This is a genomic window from Mesorhizobium sp. P2_F5, from assembly GCF_056403715.1.
The window spans coordinates 101,218-118,372 of the sequence record NZ_JBFUEY010000006.1; the positions used below are offsets into that span (position 1 = coordinate 101,218).

At 61.8% G+C, this 17,155-nt stretch carries 14 protein-coding genes; 10 read left to right on the top strand and 4 right to left on the bottom strand.

All coding sequences use genetic code 11. The annotated features are described in order from the left end of the window. The first annotated feature begins 122 nt into the window (after window positions 1–122). The 3 genes from AC1DYO_RS11130 to AC1DYO_RS11140 are packed head-to-tail and all read left to right on the top strand — an operon-like array spanning window position 123 to window position 2,753. A complete protein-coding gene (locus tag AC1DYO_RS11130) occupies window positions 123–734 on the top strand; it encodes a shikimate kinase (RefSeq protein ID WP_477263091.1) in 612 nt (203 codons plus the stop codon). Continuing rightward, complete coding sequence (gene aroB / locus AC1DYO_RS11135; protein WP_477263093.1) at window positions 731–1,861, top strand: 3-dehydroquinate synthase; 1,131 nt, start codon at window positions 731–733, stop codon at window positions 1,859–1,861. The genes AC1DYO_RS11130 and aroB overlap by 4 nt, the downstream gene beginning before the upstream one ends. Window position 1,862: 1 nt before the next feature. After that, window positions 1,863–2,753: an HlyC/CorC family transporter gene (locus AC1DYO_RS11140; protein ID WP_477263095.1), complete on the top strand. Its 891-nt coding sequence runs from the start codon at window positions 1,863–1,865 to the stop codon at window positions 2,751–2,753. Window positions 2,754–2,772: 19 nt separating this feature from the next. On the opposite strand, the gene AC1DYO_RS11145 is transcribed toward AC1DYO_RS11140, so the two are convergent. The 3 genes from AC1DYO_RS11145 to AC1DYO_RS11155 are packed head-to-tail and all read right to left on the bottom strand — an operon-like array spanning window position 2,773 to window position 7,607. Beyond that, on the bottom strand, window positions 2,773–4,317 hold the full coding sequence (locus tag AC1DYO_RS11145) for a SpoVR family protein (RefSeq protein ID WP_181058207.1): 1,545 nt from the start codon (window positions 4,315–4,317) through the stop codon (window positions 2,773–2,775). An 11-nt stretch (window positions 4,318–4,328) separates the two neighbouring features. Then, window positions 4,329–5,639, bottom strand: coding sequence for a YeaH/YhbH family protein (locus AC1DYO_RS11150; protein ID WP_477263097.1), 1,311 nt, complete (start codon window positions 5,637–5,639; stop codon window positions 4,329–4,331). A gap of 18 nt (window positions 5,640–5,657) precedes the next feature. Then, window positions 5,658–7,607: a PrkA family serine protein kinase gene (locus AC1DYO_RS11155; protein ID WP_477263099.1), complete on the bottom strand. Its 1,950-nt coding sequence runs from the start codon at window positions 7,605–7,607 to the stop codon at window positions 5,658–5,660. 308 nt (window positions 7,608–7,915) lie between these two features. On the opposite strand from AC1DYO_RS11155, the gene AC1DYO_RS11160 reads away from it, so the two are divergent. Both AC1DYO_RS11160 and AC1DYO_RS11165 read left to right on the top strand, forming a co-directional pair. Next, complete coding sequence (locus AC1DYO_RS11160; RefSeq protein ID WP_477263101.1) at window positions 7,916–8,722, top strand: alpha/beta hydrolase; 807 nt, start codon at window positions 7,916–7,918, stop codon at window positions 8,720–8,722. Window positions 8,723–8,896: 174 nt separating this feature from the next. After that, the gene (locus AC1DYO_RS11165) at window positions 8,897–10,450 is read left to right on the top strand and encodes an acetolactate synthase large subunit (protein ID WP_477263103.1); all 1,554 of its coding nucleotides are present in this window, start codon (window positions 8,897–8,899) and stop codon (window positions 10,448–10,450) included. Between the two features lie 4 nt (window positions 10,451–10,454). Here AC1DYO_RS11165 and AC1DYO_RS11170 read toward each other — a convergent pair whose 3' ends face one another. Next, complete coding sequence (locus AC1DYO_RS11170) at window positions 10,455–10,757, bottom strand: BolA family protein (protein ID WP_477263105.1); 303 nt, start codon at window positions 10,755–10,757, stop codon at window positions 10,455–10,457. Window positions 10,758–10,925: 168 nt separating this feature from the next. On the opposite strand from AC1DYO_RS11170, the gene AC1DYO_RS11175 reads away from it, so the two are divergent. From AC1DYO_RS11175 to AC1DYO_RS11195, 5 genes are all read left to right on the top strand, one after another. Next, window positions 10,926–11,555: a J domain-containing protein gene (locus AC1DYO_RS11175; RefSeq protein ID WP_142866468.1), complete on the top strand. Its 630-nt coding sequence runs from the start codon at window positions 10,926–10,928 to the stop codon at window positions 11,553–11,555. Window positions 11,556–11,678: 123 nt separating this feature from the next. After that, window positions 11,679–12,665, top strand: coding sequence for a cobaltochelatase subunit CobS (gene cobS / locus AC1DYO_RS11180; RefSeq protein WP_181058211.1), 987 nt, complete (start codon window positions 11,679–11,681; stop codon window positions 12,663–12,665). An 11-nt stretch (window positions 12,666–12,676) separates the two neighbouring features. After that, complete coding sequence (cobT, locus tag AC1DYO_RS11185) at window positions 12,677–14,575, top strand: cobaltochelatase subunit CobT (RefSeq protein WP_477263107.1); 1,899 nt, start codon at window positions 12,677–12,679, stop codon at window positions 14,573–14,575. Continuing rightward, entirely contained in the window at window positions 14,572–15,594 is a 1,023-nt protein-coding gene (locus tag AC1DYO_RS11190) for an esterase-like activity of phytase family protein (RefSeq protein WP_477263109.1), read from the top strand. The genes cobT and AC1DYO_RS11190 overlap by 4 nt, the downstream gene beginning before the upstream one ends. Before the next feature lie 31 nt (window positions 15,595–15,625). Next, window positions 15,626–17,026: a hypothetical protein gene (locus AC1DYO_RS11195; RefSeq protein ID WP_477263111.1), complete on the top strand. Its 1,401-nt coding sequence runs from the start codon at window positions 15,626–15,628 to the stop codon at window positions 17,024–17,026. Window positions 17,027–17,155 lie beyond the last annotated feature (129 nt).

The window sequence follows — 17,155 nt, forward strand, 5'->3', positions numbered from 1 at the left end:
GGGACGCTAATTCCGTCAATTCAAGGACGAAGGGCTCTGTGTGCCAGGGGTGCCATGCTTGACGCAAACGGGCTTTTGATGTCGATACGCCGGCAAAGACGGCTTAGAAACAGCATGATCTCATGAACGCGCCACCAGCAAACCCTCCCGGCGAGAGCCATGCCGAGCTGCTCGACAGGCTGGGCAGTCGTTCGATTGTCTTTGTCGGCCTGATGGGCGCCGGCAAGACAGCGATCGGCCGCAAGGTGGCGACCATGCTGTCGCTGCCCTTCATCGACAGCGACCAGGAGATCGAAAGCGTGTCGCGCATGACGGTACCGGAACTGTTCGAGCGCTATGGCGAGACCGAATTCCGCGCGCTCGAGCAGCGCGTCATCCTGCGCCTCTTGGAAAATGGCCCGCAGGTGCTGTCGACCGGTGGCGGGGCATTCATGAATGCTCAGACGCGCGACGCGATCGCGTCGCATGGTGTTTCGGTGTGGCTGAAGGCCGAACTCGATCTGCTGATGGAGCGCGTGTCCAAGAAGCAGAATCGGCCCTTGCTCAAAAGCCCCGATCCGCGCGCCGTGCTGGAGCGGCTGATGGGCGAGCGCCATCCGGTCTATGCCACGTCTAACATCACCGTGCCGACCCGCGACGACCGCAAGGAAGTCATCGCCACCGAGGTCGTTGACGCACTGTGCGGCCATTTCGGCATTCCGGCCACCACGGCACTGGGCGAGGTGCGGTCATGAGCGAACCGGTCATTGTCGAGGTCGGCCTTGGCGAGCGCGCCTATGACATCCTGATCGGCCCCGGCCTGTTGGCGCGCGCCGGCACGGAACTGTCGCGCCGTCTGCCCGGCACGAGGGCAGCCGTAGTCACCGACCAAAATGTCGCCGCGGCGCATCTCGAGACACTGAAGGCTGGCCTCGAAAAAGGCGGTATCCAGCCGGCGATCATCACTTTGCCGGCCGGCGAAAAGACCAAGAGCTTTGCCCATCTCGAAGAGGTGGTCGACGGCGTGCTTGCCGCCAAGCTGGAGCGCGGCGATGTCGTCATCGCGCTCGGCGGCGGCGTCATCGGCGACCTCACCGGCTTTGCCGCCGGCATCGTTCGGCGCGGCATGAATTTCGTGCAGATCCCGACCTCGCTCCTGGCGCAGGTCGATTCTTCGGTCGGCGGCAAGACCGGCATTAACAGCCCGCGCGGCAAGAATCTGGTCGGTGTCTTCCACCAGCCGAAGCTGGTGCTGGCCGACACCGAGGTGCTCGACACGCTGCCGATCCGCGAATTCCGCGCCGGCTATGCCGAACTCGCCAAATACGGGCTGATCGACCGGCCGGCGTTTTTTGCCTGGCTGGAAGAGAACTGGACAAAAGTATTCGCCGGCGGTGCGGAGCGGGCCGAAGCCATCGCCGAGGCCTGCCGGGCCAAGGCCGATGTCGTTGCCCGCGACGAGTTCGAAACCGGCGACCGCGCCCTGCTCAATCTTGGCCACACATTCGGCCATGCGCTGGAAGGGGCCACACAGTATGACGGCGCCCGTCTCGTCCATGGCGAAGGTGTCGCCATCGGCATGGCGCTGGCGCATCGTTTTTCCGCGCGGCTCAATCTGGCCAGTCCCGATGATGCGGCACGCGTCGAGGCGCATCTTCGCGCCGTCGGCTTGCCTTGGCGGATGTCCGACATCCCCGGCGAGTTGCCGGACGCCGAGGCGCTGCTTGCCTTCATCACCCAGGACAAGAAAGTGTCGCGCGGCGCGCTGACCTTCATCCTGACGCACGGCATCGGCCAGGCTTTTATTGCCAAGGACGTGCCGGCTTCCGAAGTGCTGTCGTTCCTGAGGGAAAATCATCCGGACAACGGGAAAGCCGGCTGAGATGGACACTGGCTGGATCGTCGTCGCCGTCCTCGCCATCCTCTTTCTGTTTTTTGTTGCCGTGCGCACGCGCCTGCTTGCCGCATTCGGCTATGAGCTGTCGCGCATCGAACCGCAGCGCTCGACGCAGGATGAATTGCGCGGCGCGGTCGACGATTTCCGCCGTGACGGCCAGATGGTGCGCGAGGACCGCGACCGCGTCGGCGGCCTGTTCGACCTCGCCGAACTCGAAGTCTCCGACATCATGGTCCACCGCACCAATATGCGCTCAGTCAACGCCGACAATGCGCCGGAAGCGGTGGTGCGCGAGATCCTGCAGAGCCCGCACACCCGCATGCCGTTGTGGAAGGGCTCACTCGACAACATTGTCGGTGTGCTGCACGCCAAGGACCTGCTTCGGGCGCTGAACGAGGTTGGCAACGACTTCACCAAAATCGACGTGATGAAGATCGCGTCGAAGCCGTGGTTCGTGCCCGACACCACGACGCTGCAGGAACAGCTTAACGCCTTCCTGCGCGCCAAGGCGCATTTCGCCATCGTCGTCGACGAATATGGCGAGGTCGAAGGGCTGGTGACGCTGGAAGACATCATCGAGGAGATCGTCGGCGAGATCGCCGACGAGCACGATGTCGACATACAGGGCGTCAAGCAGGAGGCCGACGGTTCCGTCGTCGTCGACGGCACGGTTCCGATCCGCGATCTCAACCGGGCACTCGACTGGAACCTGCCCGACGAGGAAGCCACCACCATTGCGGGCCTGGTCATCCACGAGACGCAGTCGATCCCCGAGGAAAAGCAGGCTTTCACCTTCCACGGCAAACGCTTCGTGGTGATGAAGCGCGACAAGAACCGGATCGCCAGGATAAGGATCAGGCCGGCGGGGGAAGGTTAGCCAAACTCGGCCGTGGATATCACAAGTCCCTTGTTGAGCGCTGGCTTAGCGTCGCGCCGGTTTCACCATCGATCGCAGCCAGGCTGACATCATAACCCCAGAGGCTTCGGATATGGCGGAGCGTCGCGTCGCGGCTCTTGCCGTCGAGCATGATGCCATCTTTCACTTGGTGCTGCAGCCGCAAATACCGATCGCCAAGCAGATCCACGTCTACTACCTGGATGTCGGGTCGTTTCGAACCGACATCGTAGCTTTGGGCCAGAGCGGCGCGTATCTTTTTGTATCCACGCTCATTGTGGATCGATGCGACTTCATAATGCGGCTGGTCGGCGCCGTCGGCCAGCACGAAGAGCCGCCATTTCCGGATCAGAGCGGGACTTAGATATTGGCGAATGAAGGATTCATCGCGGTGGTTGGCCCAGGCTTCGAGCAGGGTATCACGCCAGTCGCCACGGCCGGCGATGTCCGGGAACCAGTCCCGGTCTTCCGCGGTCGGCTCTGTCGAGATGCGCTGGATGTCCTGCATCATGTCGAGGCCGAGGGCATAAGGATTGATGCCGGAAAACCGCGGATCGTCGAAGGCCGGCTGAGAGATCACATTCGAATGGTTGCGCAGGATTTCGAGCATGGCGCCTTCGCTGATCCTGCCACGCTCGAACAGCATGTTCATGAGCGTGTAGTGCACGAAGGTGGCGCAGCCTTCGTTCATCACCTGGGTTTGCCGCTGCGGATAAAAATACTGCGCGATAACACGCACGATCCTGATGACCTCGCGCTGCCAAGGCTCAAGTACAACGCTGTTTTTCTCCAGAAAATACAGCAGGTTTTCCTCCGGCAGGTTGAGCGATTTCTTGCGCCCCACCACGCTTTCATCCCGCACTTCGGCCTTGCCGACCCTTTGCGAAGGCGGCAGCGTGCGCCACAGATCACTATAGGAGCGCTCTTCATATTCGAGGCGCTCGCGAAGCCCTTCGCGCTGCTGCTCCGACGACAGTTTCGGCGGCCGGTGATATCGGAAGACTCCATGCTCCATCAGTGCGTGGGCGGAATCGAGCACGGCCTCCACGGCGGCCAGGCCGTGGCGCTCCTCGCAGTGGGCGATGTAGCCCTTTGCGAAGTTCAGATAGCTCAGGATTCCGTCGGCGTCCGTCCATTGCCGGAAGAGATGATTGTTCTTGAAGAAATGATTGTGTCCCAGCGCTGCATGGGCGGTCACCAAGGCCTGCAGGGCCATGGTATTTTCCTCCATCAGATAGACGATGCAGGGATTGGAGTTGATGACCAGTTCATAGGCCAGGCCGCGCCCGCCTTTGCGGTAGAGAAATTCGTTGTAGAGGAAATGCTTGCCGAATGACCAATGCCGATACATCAGCGGCATGCCGACCGACGAATAGGCGTCGAGCATCTGCTCCGAGGAGATGATCTCCATCTGCACTGGATAGATATCGAGATGAAGCTCCTCGACGCCGATCGCTTCGATCTCGTCATAGACGCGCGACAGTTTCTTGAAATCCCAGTCCGACCCGGAAAAAAGCAGCCTGGATGCGCCGGCTTGCCTGTCCATCGACCTTATCCTCACGCGCTCTGCCGCATGGCCGGCTGTCTGGCAAACAGTTGGCGAAAGACCGGGTAGATATCGGCCGGAGCGGCGATGCGCCTTGTTTGGAAGTTTGGCCATTTCTGCTCGATCACGCTGTAGGCTCGCCAGAGCGATGTGCCGTTTTCTGTTGCGCCGAAAATATGGCTTTCCCGTTCGTCGATGATCTCCACATAGGCGAAATATTGGCACAGGCGCATGAGCTTGCCGTCGAGCAGTTCTATGCAGCGCTCGGAGTCGGCAGAGAAATTGTCGCCGTCGGAGGCCTGAGCGGCATAGATGTTCCATTCAGTGGGCGGATAGCGTTGTTCGATGACACGGTGCATTTCCTCAAGCGCGGTGGAAACGACCGTTCCGCCGCTCTGGGTGTGGTAAAAGAAGGTGTGCTCGTCCACCTCCTGGGCTTCATGGGTGTGGCGAATGAAAACGAGCTCCGTCCGCTCATAGCGCCGCGTGAGGAACAGGTGCAGCAGCACGAAAAAGCGTTTGGCCAAATCCTTCTCGCGCTCTCCCATCGAGCCGGAGACGTCCATCAGGCAGAACATGACGGCGCTGGCATTCGGCAGCGGCCGGGGGTCAAAGCGGTTGAAGCGGATGTCGACCGGATCGACAAAGGCGATCCGCCGCCGCCGCCGTTCCAGCTGTTCGAAATCCTCGCGCAACGCCGCAATGCGCTTGAGCGTTCCCGCGTTTGGCGGCTGCGATTCCAGCATGGCGAGCTGCTGGGCAATCGCATCCAACTCGGTCTGCTTGGGGCGCCTGAGCGCGATGCGGCGACCGTGGCTGTTTCGCATGGTGCGCCCGACATTGATGTTGGTGGGTGATCCGCTTGCCGCAAAGCCTGCCCGCTTCGGCTTGAATGTGAGTATCTGCTTAAGGTTGAGCTTGATAAGGTCGGGCAGTTCGAGATCCTCGAAGAAGAGATCGAGCACCTCCTCGCGTGACAGCACAAAGCGAAAATCGTCTTCGGAGTCGGTCTTTCCCGGAGACGTGGGTCCCCCTCCGCCATCAGCAGGCTTGGGGATCAGGTCACCGGAGTTGAACGTCCTGTTGCCGGGCAGGATATGGTTCCGTCGACCGCTGTCCCTGGCGTCGTTGAAGGCTGGCTCGCTGGTGCCTTTTTCAGGCATCGGCACCGCATGCTCCCGATCCGCATCGGCGATGCGGCCGGTGCTGATCTGGTCGCGGATGCTCCGCTTGAGTTCTTCGCGCGCGCGCCTGAGGAAGCGCTGGCGATTACCCAGGCTCTTGTCCTTTGGATTCAAACGGCGGTCGATAAAGATCGGCATGGAACCATTCGGGCTGCCTCAACCCGCCTTGTTCACGCGCATGTACCAGTCAACCAACCGGCGTACCTGCCGCCCGGTGTAGCCACGTTCCACCATGCGCTGCACGAACTCATTGTGCCGCTTTTCCGTGACGCTGTCCTGCTTGGAGCCGAAACTGATCACCGGCAGGAGATCTTCGACCTGGCCGAACATGCGCTTCTCGATGACCTCGCGAAGCTTTTCGTAGCTAGTCCAGGACGGGTTGCGGCCATGATTTCTCGCCCGGGCGCGTAGCGTGAATTTGACCACCTCGTTGCGGAAGTCCTTGGGATTGGCGATCCCGGCGGGTTTTTCGACCTGCGACAGTTCGTTGTCCAATACCTCGCGATTGAGAATCTGGCCGGTATCGGGATCCTTGTAGTCCTGGTCCTCGATCCAGGCATCGGCGTAGGCGATATAGCGGTCGAAGAGATTCTGGCCATACTCGCTGTATGATTCCAGATAGGCCTTCTGGATTTCGTGACCGATGAATTCGGCGTAGCGCGTTGCGAGCTCTGATTTGATGAATTCGAGATAGGCGGCTTCCGTTTCCTTTGGAAACTGCTCGCGCTTGATCGCCTCTTCCACGATGTACATCAGATGCACTGGATCGGCAGCGACCTCGTTGGTGTCGTAGTTGAATGTCTGCGACAGGATCTTGAAGGCAAAGCGAGTGCTTACCCCAGTCATGCCTTCGTCGACGCCGGCTGCGTCGCGATATTCCTGGACTGACTTCGCCTTGGGATCGATTTCCCTGAGGTTCTCGCCATCATAGGCGCGCATCTTGGTGTAGATCGGCGAATTGTCGTGCTCGGCAAGGCGGGTCGAGACGGTGAATCGGCTGAGAATATCCAGCACTTCCGGAGCGCACGGGCTGCCGGCCAATTCGCTCTCGCGTACCAGTTTCTCGTAGATCTGCCTTTCCTCGGTGATGCGCAGGCAATACGGAACCTTGACCACCAGGATACGGTCGAGAAAGGCCTCGTTGTTCTTGTTGTTCTTGAATTGCTGCCATTCCGATTCGTTGGAATGGGCAACGATGATGCCCTGGTAGGGAAAGGCACCGAAATTTTCGGTACCGTTGTAGCTGCCTTCCTGCGTCGCCGTCAGTAGCGGATGCAGCACCTTAATGGGCGCCTTGAACATCTCCACGAACTCGAGCAGGCCTTGCGTGGTCCGGTTCAGTCCGCCGCTGTATGAATAGGCGTCCGGATCGGATTGGCTGAAATTCTCCAATTGCCTGATGTCGACCTTGCCGACCAGGGCCGAAACGTCCTGATTGTTCTCGTCGCCTGGCTCAGTCTTGGCAATGCCTATCTGACGCAGCCGCGAAGGCATCAGCTTGACCACGCTGAATTTGGAAATGTCGCCAGACAATTCATCGAGGCGCTTGGCTGCCCAGGGCGAGATGAGCCCGTTCAGCCGGCGGCGGGCCACGCCGTATTTCTCTTCCAGCAAATCGCCCATGCGATCGGGATGGAAAAGGCCGAGCGGCGATTCAAAAATGGGGCTGATCTGGTTGCCGATCTTCAGCGTGTAGATCGGACGCTGCTCCATCAATCTCTTCAGCCGTTCGGCGAGAGATGATTTTCCGCCCCCAACCGGGCCGAGCAAATACAGGATCTGCTTGCGCTCCTCGAGCCCTTGCGAGGCATAGCGGAAATACCCGGCGATGCGCTCGATCGTGTCCTCCATCCCATAGAAGTCGGAGAAGGAGGGATACACCTTGACCGTGCGGTTCGAAAAAATGCGGCCGAGCCGTTCGTCCTGGCTGGTGTCGACCAGATTCGGCTCGCCGATTGCCTCGACCATCCGTTCGGGCGCCGAAGCGTACAACGACTTGTCCTCTCGACAGGCAAGAAGATATTGCTGAAGACTGGTCTCCTCCTCGGCCGCGTTGGAATAAATCTCCGAAAACAGGTCGAAGACGTCGGATTGGTTCTCACGCATGATGCTTTGCCCTCAGAGCCAATCTGCTGCCCATCGGCTCGTCGCATATTCAACTGTCGGGATGCGTTGTTTGTTCCCTTGATCGTAAGCAGAAGTTGTGGCGGTCACATAGGGACCGTGCAGGACGGTGTCGTTCCGGCGCGCTGATCTGTGCGGCGGCAACCGCATCGCGAGCCGGCTGATCAAGCCGGCCGGCGACCGTCATGCCGCGGCACCTGATGCAGGCCGGCAATGTGTTGTCGATCCTTGACTGGACGCGCGCGGCGCCCACGGGGCATTCTCTTCCCGCGAAGCGCCCGGAGGCGGCGATGATAGATCGGCGAAGTCTTGTCCTGATGTCCATGGCGGCATTGTTGCCAACCGCTGCGCCAGCAGCCTGGCGGATGCGCCAGCCGGCGCCGCATACCGTCGATTATGGACCCGCCAAGCTCGACATCTATGCGCCCGAGGGCGCCAGTGGCCTGCCGGTGGTGTTTTTCGTCCATGGCGGCGCCTGGCGGTTCGGCAAACGCAGCCAAGTCAACGCCAAGCCGGCCTTCCTGCTCGCCAATGGCTTCGGCTTCGTCTCCATCGACTATCGCATGTTGCCCGAGGCCGACGTCGCCACCCAGGCCAATGATGTCGAAGCGGCGTATCGTTATATTAGAGCCAACATCACCCAGCATGGCGGCGACCCCGATCGCATCGTCGGCATGGGCCATTCGGCCGGCTGCCATTTGATCGCGCTGACCGGGATGCGCGGCGGGCTGCCCGGTGTGGCGGCGCTGATCCTCGACGACACCAGGGCCTATGACCTGGCCGCACTGTCGAGAAATGGCGGCGTGGTCCGGGCCTATGCCCGCGTGTTTTCCGATCCCGCGCAATGGGCGGCGCTGTCGCCTGCCAGCCATGTCGACAGGCGCAAACACCCGCCGACCTTCATCGCTTATTCGCACGCACCGGGCCGCGGCGAGGAATCGAAGGCTTTTGCCGAACGCCTGCGCGCCACCGGCACTGCGGTGACGCTGTTCGACGGCAGCGCCTACACGCATATGTCGATCAATCGTGATTTCGGCGAGGACGGCGATGCGTTGACCGCCGCCGCGCTGGCGTTCCTGAAATCGACGGCCGGCTGAGTGGCGAATCCCGCGAGAGGTCCTGGATCAGACCAAAAGCGCCGGCGGGATATTGCCGTGCCGGTGCTTACGGGTGCTATTGCAGAATCTGTTTGTTTAGACGCAATTCCGGACGGAAAACCGCTTCACACTTTTCCTGGAATTGCTCCTGACTGTCGACGGGAGGGAAACTGCATGAATGGCGCCGACCTGTTGTGCGACGTGCTGCTGGCCAATGACGTCACGGTCTGTTTTGCCAATCCCGGCACATCCGAAATGCATTTCGTTGCGGCACTGGATCGCAAACCTCAGATGCGCTGCGTGCTCGGCTTGTTCGAGGGCGTGGTGACGGGTGCCGCCGACGGTTATGCGCGCATGACCGACAGCCCGGCAGCGACGCTGCTGCATACCGGGCCGGGCCTGGCCAATGGCCTTGCCAACATGCACAACGCAAGGCGTGCGCGCAGCCCGATGATCAACATTGTCGGCGACCATGCCTCCTACCATTTGCCGCTCGATGCGCCGCTGACCAGCGATATTGAGGGCCTGGCGGCGCCGATGTCGAACTGGGTTGGCCGCGTCAAGGGGCCGGCCGACATCGCCCCGGCTGCAGAGGCGGCTTTCCGCGCCTCGCTGACGCCGCCGGGTGTTTCGACGCTGATCCTGCCGGCGGATGCAGCTTGGGGCGAGGTCGATGCGATTTCACCTGTTAAGGTCAAGCTGGCGCCGCCACCCACCATTGACATGGCTGCTGTGCGCAAGGTCGCCGAAGCGATCCGCGCCGCGCCGGGCCGTGTCGGCATGGTGGTGCGCGGGCTGGCGGCGCGGGCCGATGCGCTTGAAATCGCGGGCCGGATCTCGGCGGCCGGTGATGTTCGCCTGTTCGGCGAGGTTCTGCTCGCCCGTATGCAGCGCGGTCGCGGGCGCGTGGCGCCGACCCGCATTCCGTATCCGGTCGATGCCGCGACTGCCACGCTCCGGGATATCGACGTGCTGGTGCTGGTCGGTGCCGAGGAGCCGGTCGCCTTCTTCGCCTATCCGGGCAAGCCAGGGCGGCTGGTTCGAGACGATTGCCAGGTACTTTCGCTGGCGGCGCATGGCGGGGACCTGAAGGCGGCGCTGGAAGCGCTTGCCGACGAACTCGGCATCAAGCCGACGCAGCAATTCACCGTCGCAACAGCCTTCCCCGATGAACCAGCGCCAAGCGGCACGCTGACGGACGATGCGATCGCGCTTTCCGTGGCGCGCAAACTTCCGGCCAATGCCATCGTCTGCGACGAAGCGATCACCTCGGCAAGGCGGTCCTTTGCGCTGTCGGCCTTTGCCGCGCCGCACGATTACATGATGGGCACGGGCGGATCGATCGGCGGCGGCATTCCGATGGCAACCGGGGCGGCGATCGCCTGCCCGGATCGCAAGGTGATCAATCTCGAAGCCGACGGCAGCGGCATGTACACGGTGCAGGGACTGTGGACACAGGCCAGGGAAAAGCTCGACGTCGTGACCATCATTTTTTCCAACCGGACCTACGCCATCTTGCATGGTGAAATGCGCAATGTCGGTGTGAATGCGTTCGGCGAGAACGCTAGGCGCATGCTTGACCTCGACCATCCCGCGCTGGACTGGGTCGCGCTGGCCAACGGCATGGGCGTCGAAGCGGCCCGCGCCGACACCTGTGAGCGCTTCGACGCGCTGCTCGACAGCGCCCTGTCGCGGCCCGGGCCGTTTCTGATCGAAGCGGTGATCTGAGGGCTTACCAGCGGGTCTTTTCGCCGGGTGCTGCCGGTTCGATTGCCAGCGCATGGACGCCGGCCTGCAGCTCCGCAGCCAGCAGTTCGTTGACGGCGCGGTGGCGGTCGATGCGGCTCATGCCGGCAAAGACGGGCGAGACGATGCGAACACGGAAATGCGTCTCGCCGGTGCCGTCATAGGCGCCATGATGGTCGGAGCCGTCGTGGTGATGGCCGGCATGAAGGTGGCTTTCATTGACAATCACTAGCCGCTCCGGCGAAAACGCCTTGTTCAGCTTGTCTTCCATGGTCGCCTGTATGGACATCGCCACTTCCCTTCACCATATCTGCAAGGCGTGATCGGGAAATCGGGATCGATCTCGCTAAGCCGCCTCAAAAATCGCCATTCGCCCTGCTTTATGCCGCGATTCAGCGGTTAGGGCGATCATCGCGAAAATGTCAATTCTTGTTTCGCACGTGCGAACAGCCCATAAATGGGTGAGATGAAACCGTACCCCAAATATTTCGAGAAGATTCGGATCCGTCCCGAAAAGGACGCGGAGCTGAAGTCGCGCTCGCCAATCTGCCAGTGGGACGGTTGCAAGGAGGCCGGCACCCATCGCGCGCCGGTCGGCCGCATGAAGGAAGGCGAGTATTTCCAGTTCTGCTTCGACCATGTGCGCGAATACAACAAGGGTTTCAACTACTTCTCCGGCGTCCCGGACACCGAGATCGCCCGCTTCCAGAAGGAAGCGATGACCGGCCACCGGCCGACATGGAAGATGGGCCTCGCCGGCGCTTCGACCCGCTCTTCGCCCGATATGGCGCAAATGCGCTCCGGCCGCGCCGGCTATTACAACCGCATGCGCGATCCCTTCGACCTGTTCAAAGGCCCGAAAGACCCGCGCGAGGCGCGCGAACGCAAGGCCAAGCCGCTTGAGGCCAAGGCGCTGGAAACGCTTGGCCTTGATACAAAGGCGACTGGCAAGGACATCAAGGCGCGCTATAAGGAACTTGTGAAGCGTCACCATCCGGATGCGAATGGCGGCGATAGAGGTTCGGAAGACCGGTTCCGCGATGTGCTGCAGGCCTATCGCGTGCTCAAGCAGGCGGGTTTGTGCTGAGCGACCCAACGGTTCGTGTCGTTTTCCAACTTTCATAAGGGTGGAAAAGGCTCTAAGACCGCCCCCGGACAAAATCGATTGCCGGCGAAATGAGGCATTTCGCCCGTGGAGACGTGGATAGAGATGAACAAGGTCGATCGCGACATCGCCAATTTGCCGGACACGACAGTGTCGGTGAAGGACAAATTCGGCTTCGACTCCAAGATGGTGGTGCCGGCCTATTCGGTAACCAGCGAACATGTGCCGGACATCGATCCGGACTATCTGTTCGACAAGGCGACGACGCTGGCAATCCTGGCCGGCTTTGCCTACAACCGCCGCGTCATGGTCTCGGGCTATCACGGCACCGGCAAGTCGACGCATATCGAACAGGTCGCCGCCCGCCTCAACTGGCCTTGCGTGCGCGTCAACCTCGACAGCCATGTCAGCCGTATCGATCTCGTCGGCAAGGACGCCATCGTCGTCAAGGACGGCTTGCAGATCACCGAATTCCGCGACGGCATTCTGCCCTGGGCCTACCAGCACAATGTCGCGCTCTGCTTCGACGAGTATGACGCCGGCCGTCCGGACGTCATGTTCGTCATCCAGCGCGTGCTGGAATCGTCGGGCCGCCTGACGCTGCTCGACCAGAGCCGGGTCATCCGTCCGCATCCGGCGTTCCGGCTGTTTTCGACCGCCAACACGGTCGGCCTCGGCGACACCACCGGCCTCTATCACGGCACACAGCAGATCAACCAGGCGCAGATGGACCGCTGGTCGATCGTCACCACACTGAACTATCTGCCGCACGACAATGAGGTGAACATCGTTCTGGCCAAGGCCAAGCACTATCGCGACGGCAAGGGCAAGGAGATCGTCAACAAGATGGTGCGGGTCGCCGACATGACGCGCTCGGCCTTCATCAATGGCGATCTGTCGACCGTGATGAGCCCGCGTACCGTCATCACCTGGGCCGAAAATGCTGAGATCTTCGGCAATATCGGCATGGCGTTCCGGCTGACCTTCCTCAACAAATGCGACGAGCTCGAACGCTCGGTGGTGGCCGAGTTCTACCAGCGCGCCTTTGGCGAGGATCTGCCCGAGAGCGCCGCCAACGTGGTGCTGGGCTAAGCAGAGCCTCGATGGCGGGTCCGGGCGACAACACGCGCAACAAGTCGAAGACGGGGTCTGAAGCCGACAGCTTCAAGCGCGCCGTCACCGTCTGCATGCGCGCCATTGCCGGCGACAAGGAACTTGAGGTCGGGTTCGCCAAGGACCGGCCGGCGCTAGCCGGCAGCCGTGCCCGCTTGCCGGAGCTGCCGAAGAAAGCCTCGAAAGAGGATATCGCCATCACCCGCGGCCTCGGCGATTCCATGGCGCTGAAGCGCGCCTGCCACGATCAGCGCATCCACACCAAGCTGGCGCCGGAAGGCAAGCTGGCGCGCTCGATCTATGACGCCGTCGAACAGGCCCGCGTCGAGGCGATCGGCAGCCGCGCCATGCAGGGCGTCGCCGACAATATCGGCTCGATGCTGGAGGACAAATACGCCAAGGCCAACCTTGTCGACGTCAAGGACAAGGCCGACGCGCCGATCGAGGAAGCCCTCGCTTTGATGGTGCGCGAGAAGCTGACCGGACGGCCGATTCCGAAGAGCGGCGAGCGGCTGGTCGAACTCTGGCGCCCCTGGGTCGAGGAGAAGGCCAAGGCCGATCTCGACGGACTGTCGGCCAAGCTCGGCGACCAGCAGGCCTTCGCTCGCGTCGTGCGCGACATGCTCGCCTCGATGGAGATGGCCGAGGAACTCGGCGACGACCAGGAGACCGAAGACTCCGAGGACAATGACGAGAACCAGCCGCAAGGCGAGGAGCAGAGCGAGGAGGGCGGCGAAGATGATTCCGGCTCCGAGCAGTCGCAGTCCGAGGATGCCGAAGCGTCGGCCGATGACGAACAGTCGTCCGAGACGGAGGCCTCCGACGCCACCGCCGACGACCTCTCCGACGATGACGACGCGGACGCCGAAACGCCGGGCGAAGCACGCCGAAACGACAACCCCTTTACCAATCTGCCGAAAGAGATCGACTACAAGGTTTTTACCACCGCCTTCGACGAGACGGTCGGTGCGGAAGAGCTGTGCGAGGAAGAAGAACTCGACCGGCTGCGCGCCTTCCTCGACAAGCAACTGGCCAATCTTTCCGGCGTCGTCGGGCGGCTCGCCAATCGGCTGCAACGGCGCCTGATGGCGCAGCAGAACCGCTCCTGGGATTTCGACCTCGAAGAGGGCTATCTCGACCCGGCGCGGCTGGTGCGTGTCGTCATCGACCCGATGCAGCCGCTGTCGTTCAAGCAGGAGCGCGATACCAAGTTCCGCGACACGGTGGTGACGCTGGTGCTCGACAATTCGGGTTCGATGCGCGGCCGGCCGATCACGGTTGCCGCCACCTGCGCCGACATATTGGCGCGTACGCTGGAGCGCTGCGGTGTCTCCGTCGAGATCCTCGGCTTCACCACGCGGGCGTGGAAGGGCGGGCAGGCGCGCGAAAAGTGGCTCAAGGACGGCAAGCCGCCGAACCCCGGCCGGCTGAACGATCTGCGTCACATCATCTACAAATCCGCCGACCATCCGTGGCGCCGCGCCCGGCGCAATCTCGGCCTGATGATGCGCGAGGGCCTGCTCAAGGAAAACATCGACGGCGAGGCGCTGCTGTGGGCGCACAACCGGCTGATCGCCCGGCCCGAACAGCGCAAGATCCTGATGATGATCTCGGACGGCGCCCCGGTCGACGATTCGACGCTGTCGGTCAACCCAGGCAATTATCTCGAGCGCCATTTGCGCGCCGTCATCGAACTGATCGAGACGCGCTCGCCGGTCGAGCTTCTGGCCATTGGCATCGGCCACGATGTCACCCGCTACTACCGACGCGCCGTCACCATTGTCGATGCCGAGGAACTGGCCGGCGCCATGACCGAGCAGTTGGCCTCGCTGTTTGCCGAGGAAAACGCGCGCGACACACGCCGCGGCGGCTATCGGCGCGCCGGATGATCTTCTTGCGCGGCGGCTACAGGCAGACGCTCTTCGCCGCCACTGCCTTGTTCGGCATGGCTTTTCCGAGTCTTGCCGCCGGTCCAAGCTCGGTCGAGCCGGTTGAAGTCTCGGCACGGCCGATCAGCTCGTTCCAGATAGGCCATGACGGGAAAATGTTCGGCCCGCTGGAGTTCGTCGGCGGGCTGGAAATGACGTCGCCGACCCGTGATTTCGGCGCGCTGTCGGCATTTCGGTTCCTGAAGCCCGGCAGCGATTTCATCGGCGTGGCCGACACCGGCTTCTGGTTCTTCGGCTCGATCACCCACGATGCCGACAAGCATCCGTCAGGCGTCCAGAATTTCCGCATGCAGCAGATGGTCGATGAGAAGGGCCGGCCGATCGACAAGAAATGGCAGGTCGACGCCGAGGGCCTTGCGGTCAAGGACGGCATTGCCACTGTCGGTTTCGAGCGCAACCAGCGCGTCGCCCAGTTCAAGATCGACCCCGACAATATGAAGGCGCCTTTCAAGCAGCTGGACTTCCTGGTTCCGGCTCACGAGCTTCGGCAGAACCGCGGCTTCGAGACCGTTACCCACGCCAATCCTTACGGCCAGCATGAGGGCGGGTTGGTCGTGGTCTCGGAAAAGAGCCTCGACAAATCAGGCAACATCTATGCCGCCATCATCGAAGGGCCGCACAAGGGCGTCTTCACGGTCAAGCGCAATGGCGATTTCGACATCACCGACGGCGCCTTCCTGCCGGATGGCGACCTGCTGCTTTTGGAGCGCAGTTTTTCGATGGCTGGCGGGGTCAGGATGCGGTTCAGGCGCATCTATGGCGAAAGCGTCGAGAAGGGCGCTGTTGCCGATGGGCCGGTGCTGATGGAAGCCGACATGGGCTACCAGATCGACAATATGGAAGGGCTTGACGTCTGGACCCGTGATGACGGCGCGCTGATGGTGTCGCTGATCTCGGACGACAACCATTCGATCCTGCAACGCAACCTCTACCTGGAATTCATCCTGCACGAGGATTGAGCCGACCGGATTTCGGCTTTCCCGTTGCACCATGCACGGTTTGGTAACGCCGAATCGGCAAACTGCCGTGCAATCCCAGGTTTCAGTCGGGCGACGCCTTTGGAACCGTGCAACCGGTTCCGGACCCATGACGAGTGTCTCATCCGTATCTCGACAGCAGGTGGCCCTGCAATTGCTGCTGAGAGGCGATTCCGGTGAAAAGCCGAAACCGGTTGGCCTGCTGACCGATGGCCCAAGCCTTCGCCGAGGCGACAGCGCGCAGAAAAGTGCGCTGGAGAGGATCATCAAACTGTCGATGGAAGGGGCCTGGGCCAGCAATGGATTTCTGGTCGTGATGCCCGTCAACGCAGAGTTCATCGAAACCGGATCCGGCAACGACACGGTCAACATTACCTCGTCCGGCGATGACACCGCTCCAAACTACATCTCGCTCGGAGACGGAAACGATCGGCTCAATCTCGTGGCCATCGAGGATGCCACGTCAGACTACTGGCAGGGCAGCACAACGGCAGGCGCCATGGCGCTGAAGGCATCCGATGCCGTCAACCACGAAATCTCCGTCTTCGTGCCAGACGGTCGCGGCATCTTCGCCGGCGCCGGCAATGATGTCGTCAACATTGCTGCCGGACGGGATGTCTATAGCGTCTCGGCCGGCGAAGGCGACGACACGCTTACCGTTTCCGCGGGACGGGACATCTCAGGCATCTGGGGCGGCGACGGACGCGATGTGCTTGCCCTTGCGAGCGGAATGAACATCGCCAACATAACCGGTGACGCCGGCGACGATATCATCGCCGTTGCGGCGGGCAATGAAGCGCGCAGCATTTCAGGCGGCCACGGCCGCGACATCATCACTGTCTCCGGGCAAACGGTCGGTGATATCTCCGGCGGCCAGGGCTCCGATATCATCACGATCGCGAGCGGGCAGGCCGTCTTTGGCATCCGTGGAGACGATGGTGATGACACCATCGCCATCGCCACCGCCAAGGTCGATCGCGTCGAGGGTGGTCGCGGCGATGATACGATCAGGATCAATGCACGCACTGCCGATGCGATTTCGGGCGGGCTGGGCGACGACAGGATCGATCTCACGGGCACCGACAAGGCCAAGCTGTTCTTCGATCGTGGTGACGGCAAGGACATCGTCCGCGTTGCCGGAGAGACCACGATCGTCTTCGCCGAGCGTTCAATCGACGACGCCGACATCAGCTATGGCGACGGCAAGATCACCATCTCCTTTGCCGACACTGGCGATTCCGTGACGCTGGATTACAGCGCGGCGACGTTGAAAGGATCCACGCCCGAATTGAGCTTCGAGGATACAGACCATACCGACGTCCGCCGCGAAGCGCCGCATGGCTGGAATGCTTCCACCCTGTACCGGTATTTCGACGCTCACGGCGCAGGCGGTTTCTCGCTCACCCTGAAATAAGGCGCATCCGCTTTTTCACGGCCGACCGCCTTGCTGCGGCAGTTGCGATCCGGACGGCTTTGCGCCTTACGATTGGCCTTTCGTTTGTCCCTCGCTTTCAATCCTGCCTGGCTTGAGCCGGTCGATCGC

What these genes read in the sequence shown, in the direction of transcription:
- AC1DYO_RS11140 (WP_477263095.1), top strand. Translation starts at nt 1,863, where the DNA reads ATGGACACTGGCTGGATCGTCGTCGCCGTCCTCGCCATCCTCTTTCTG.
- AC1DYO_RS11190 (WP_477263109.1), top strand. Translation starts at nt 14,572, where the DNA reads ATGATCTTCTTGCGCGGCGGCTACAGGCAGACGCTCTTCGCCGCCACT.
- AC1DYO_RS11150 (WP_477263097.1), bottom strand. Translation starts at nt 5,639, where the DNA reads ATGCCGATCTTTATCGACCGCCGTTTGAATCCAAAGGACAAGAGCCTG.
- aroB (WP_477263093.1), top strand. Translation starts at nt 731, where the DNA reads ATGAGCGAACCGGTCATTGTCGAGGTCGGCCTTGGCGAGCGCGCCTAT.
- AC1DYO_RS11130 (WP_477263091.1), top strand. Translation starts at nt 123, where the DNA reads ATGAACGCGCCACCAGCAAACCCTCCCGGCGAGAGCCATGCCGAGCTG.
- AC1DYO_RS11160 (WP_477263101.1), top strand. Translation starts at nt 7,916, where the DNA reads ATGATAGATCGGCGAAGTCTTGTCCTGATGTCCATGGCGGCATTGTTG.
- cobS (WP_181058211.1), top strand. Translation starts at nt 11,679, where the DNA reads ATGAACAAGGTCGATCGCGACATCGCCAATTTGCCGGACACGACAGTG.
- AC1DYO_RS11195 (WP_477263111.1), top strand. Translation starts at nt 15,626, where the DNA reads ATGCACGGTTTGGTAACGCCGAATCGGCAAACTGCCGTGCAATCCCAG.
- AC1DYO_RS11145 (WP_181058207.1), bottom strand. Translation starts at nt 4,317, where the DNA reads ATGGACAGGCAAGCCGGCGCATCCAGGCTGCTTTTTTCCGGGTCGGAC.
- AC1DYO_RS11165 (WP_477263103.1), top strand. Translation starts at nt 8,897, where the DNA reads ATGAATGGCGCCGACCTGTTGTGCGACGTGCTGCTGGCCAATGACGTC.
- AC1DYO_RS11155 (WP_477263099.1), bottom strand. Translation starts at nt 7,607, where the DNA reads ATGCGTGAGAACCAATCCGACGTCTTCGACCTGTTTTCGGAGATTTAT.
- cobT (WP_477263107.1), top strand. Translation starts at nt 12,677, where the DNA reads ATGGCGGGTCCGGGCGACAACACGCGCAACAAGTCGAAGACGGGGTCT.
- AC1DYO_RS11170 (WP_477263105.1), bottom strand. Translation starts at nt 10,757, where the DNA reads ATGTCCATACAGGCGACCATGGAAGACAAGCTGAACAAGGCGTTTTCG.
- AC1DYO_RS11175 (WP_142866468.1), top strand. Translation starts at nt 10,926, where the DNA reads ATGGGTGAGATGAAACCGTACCCCAAATATTTCGAGAAGATTCGGATC.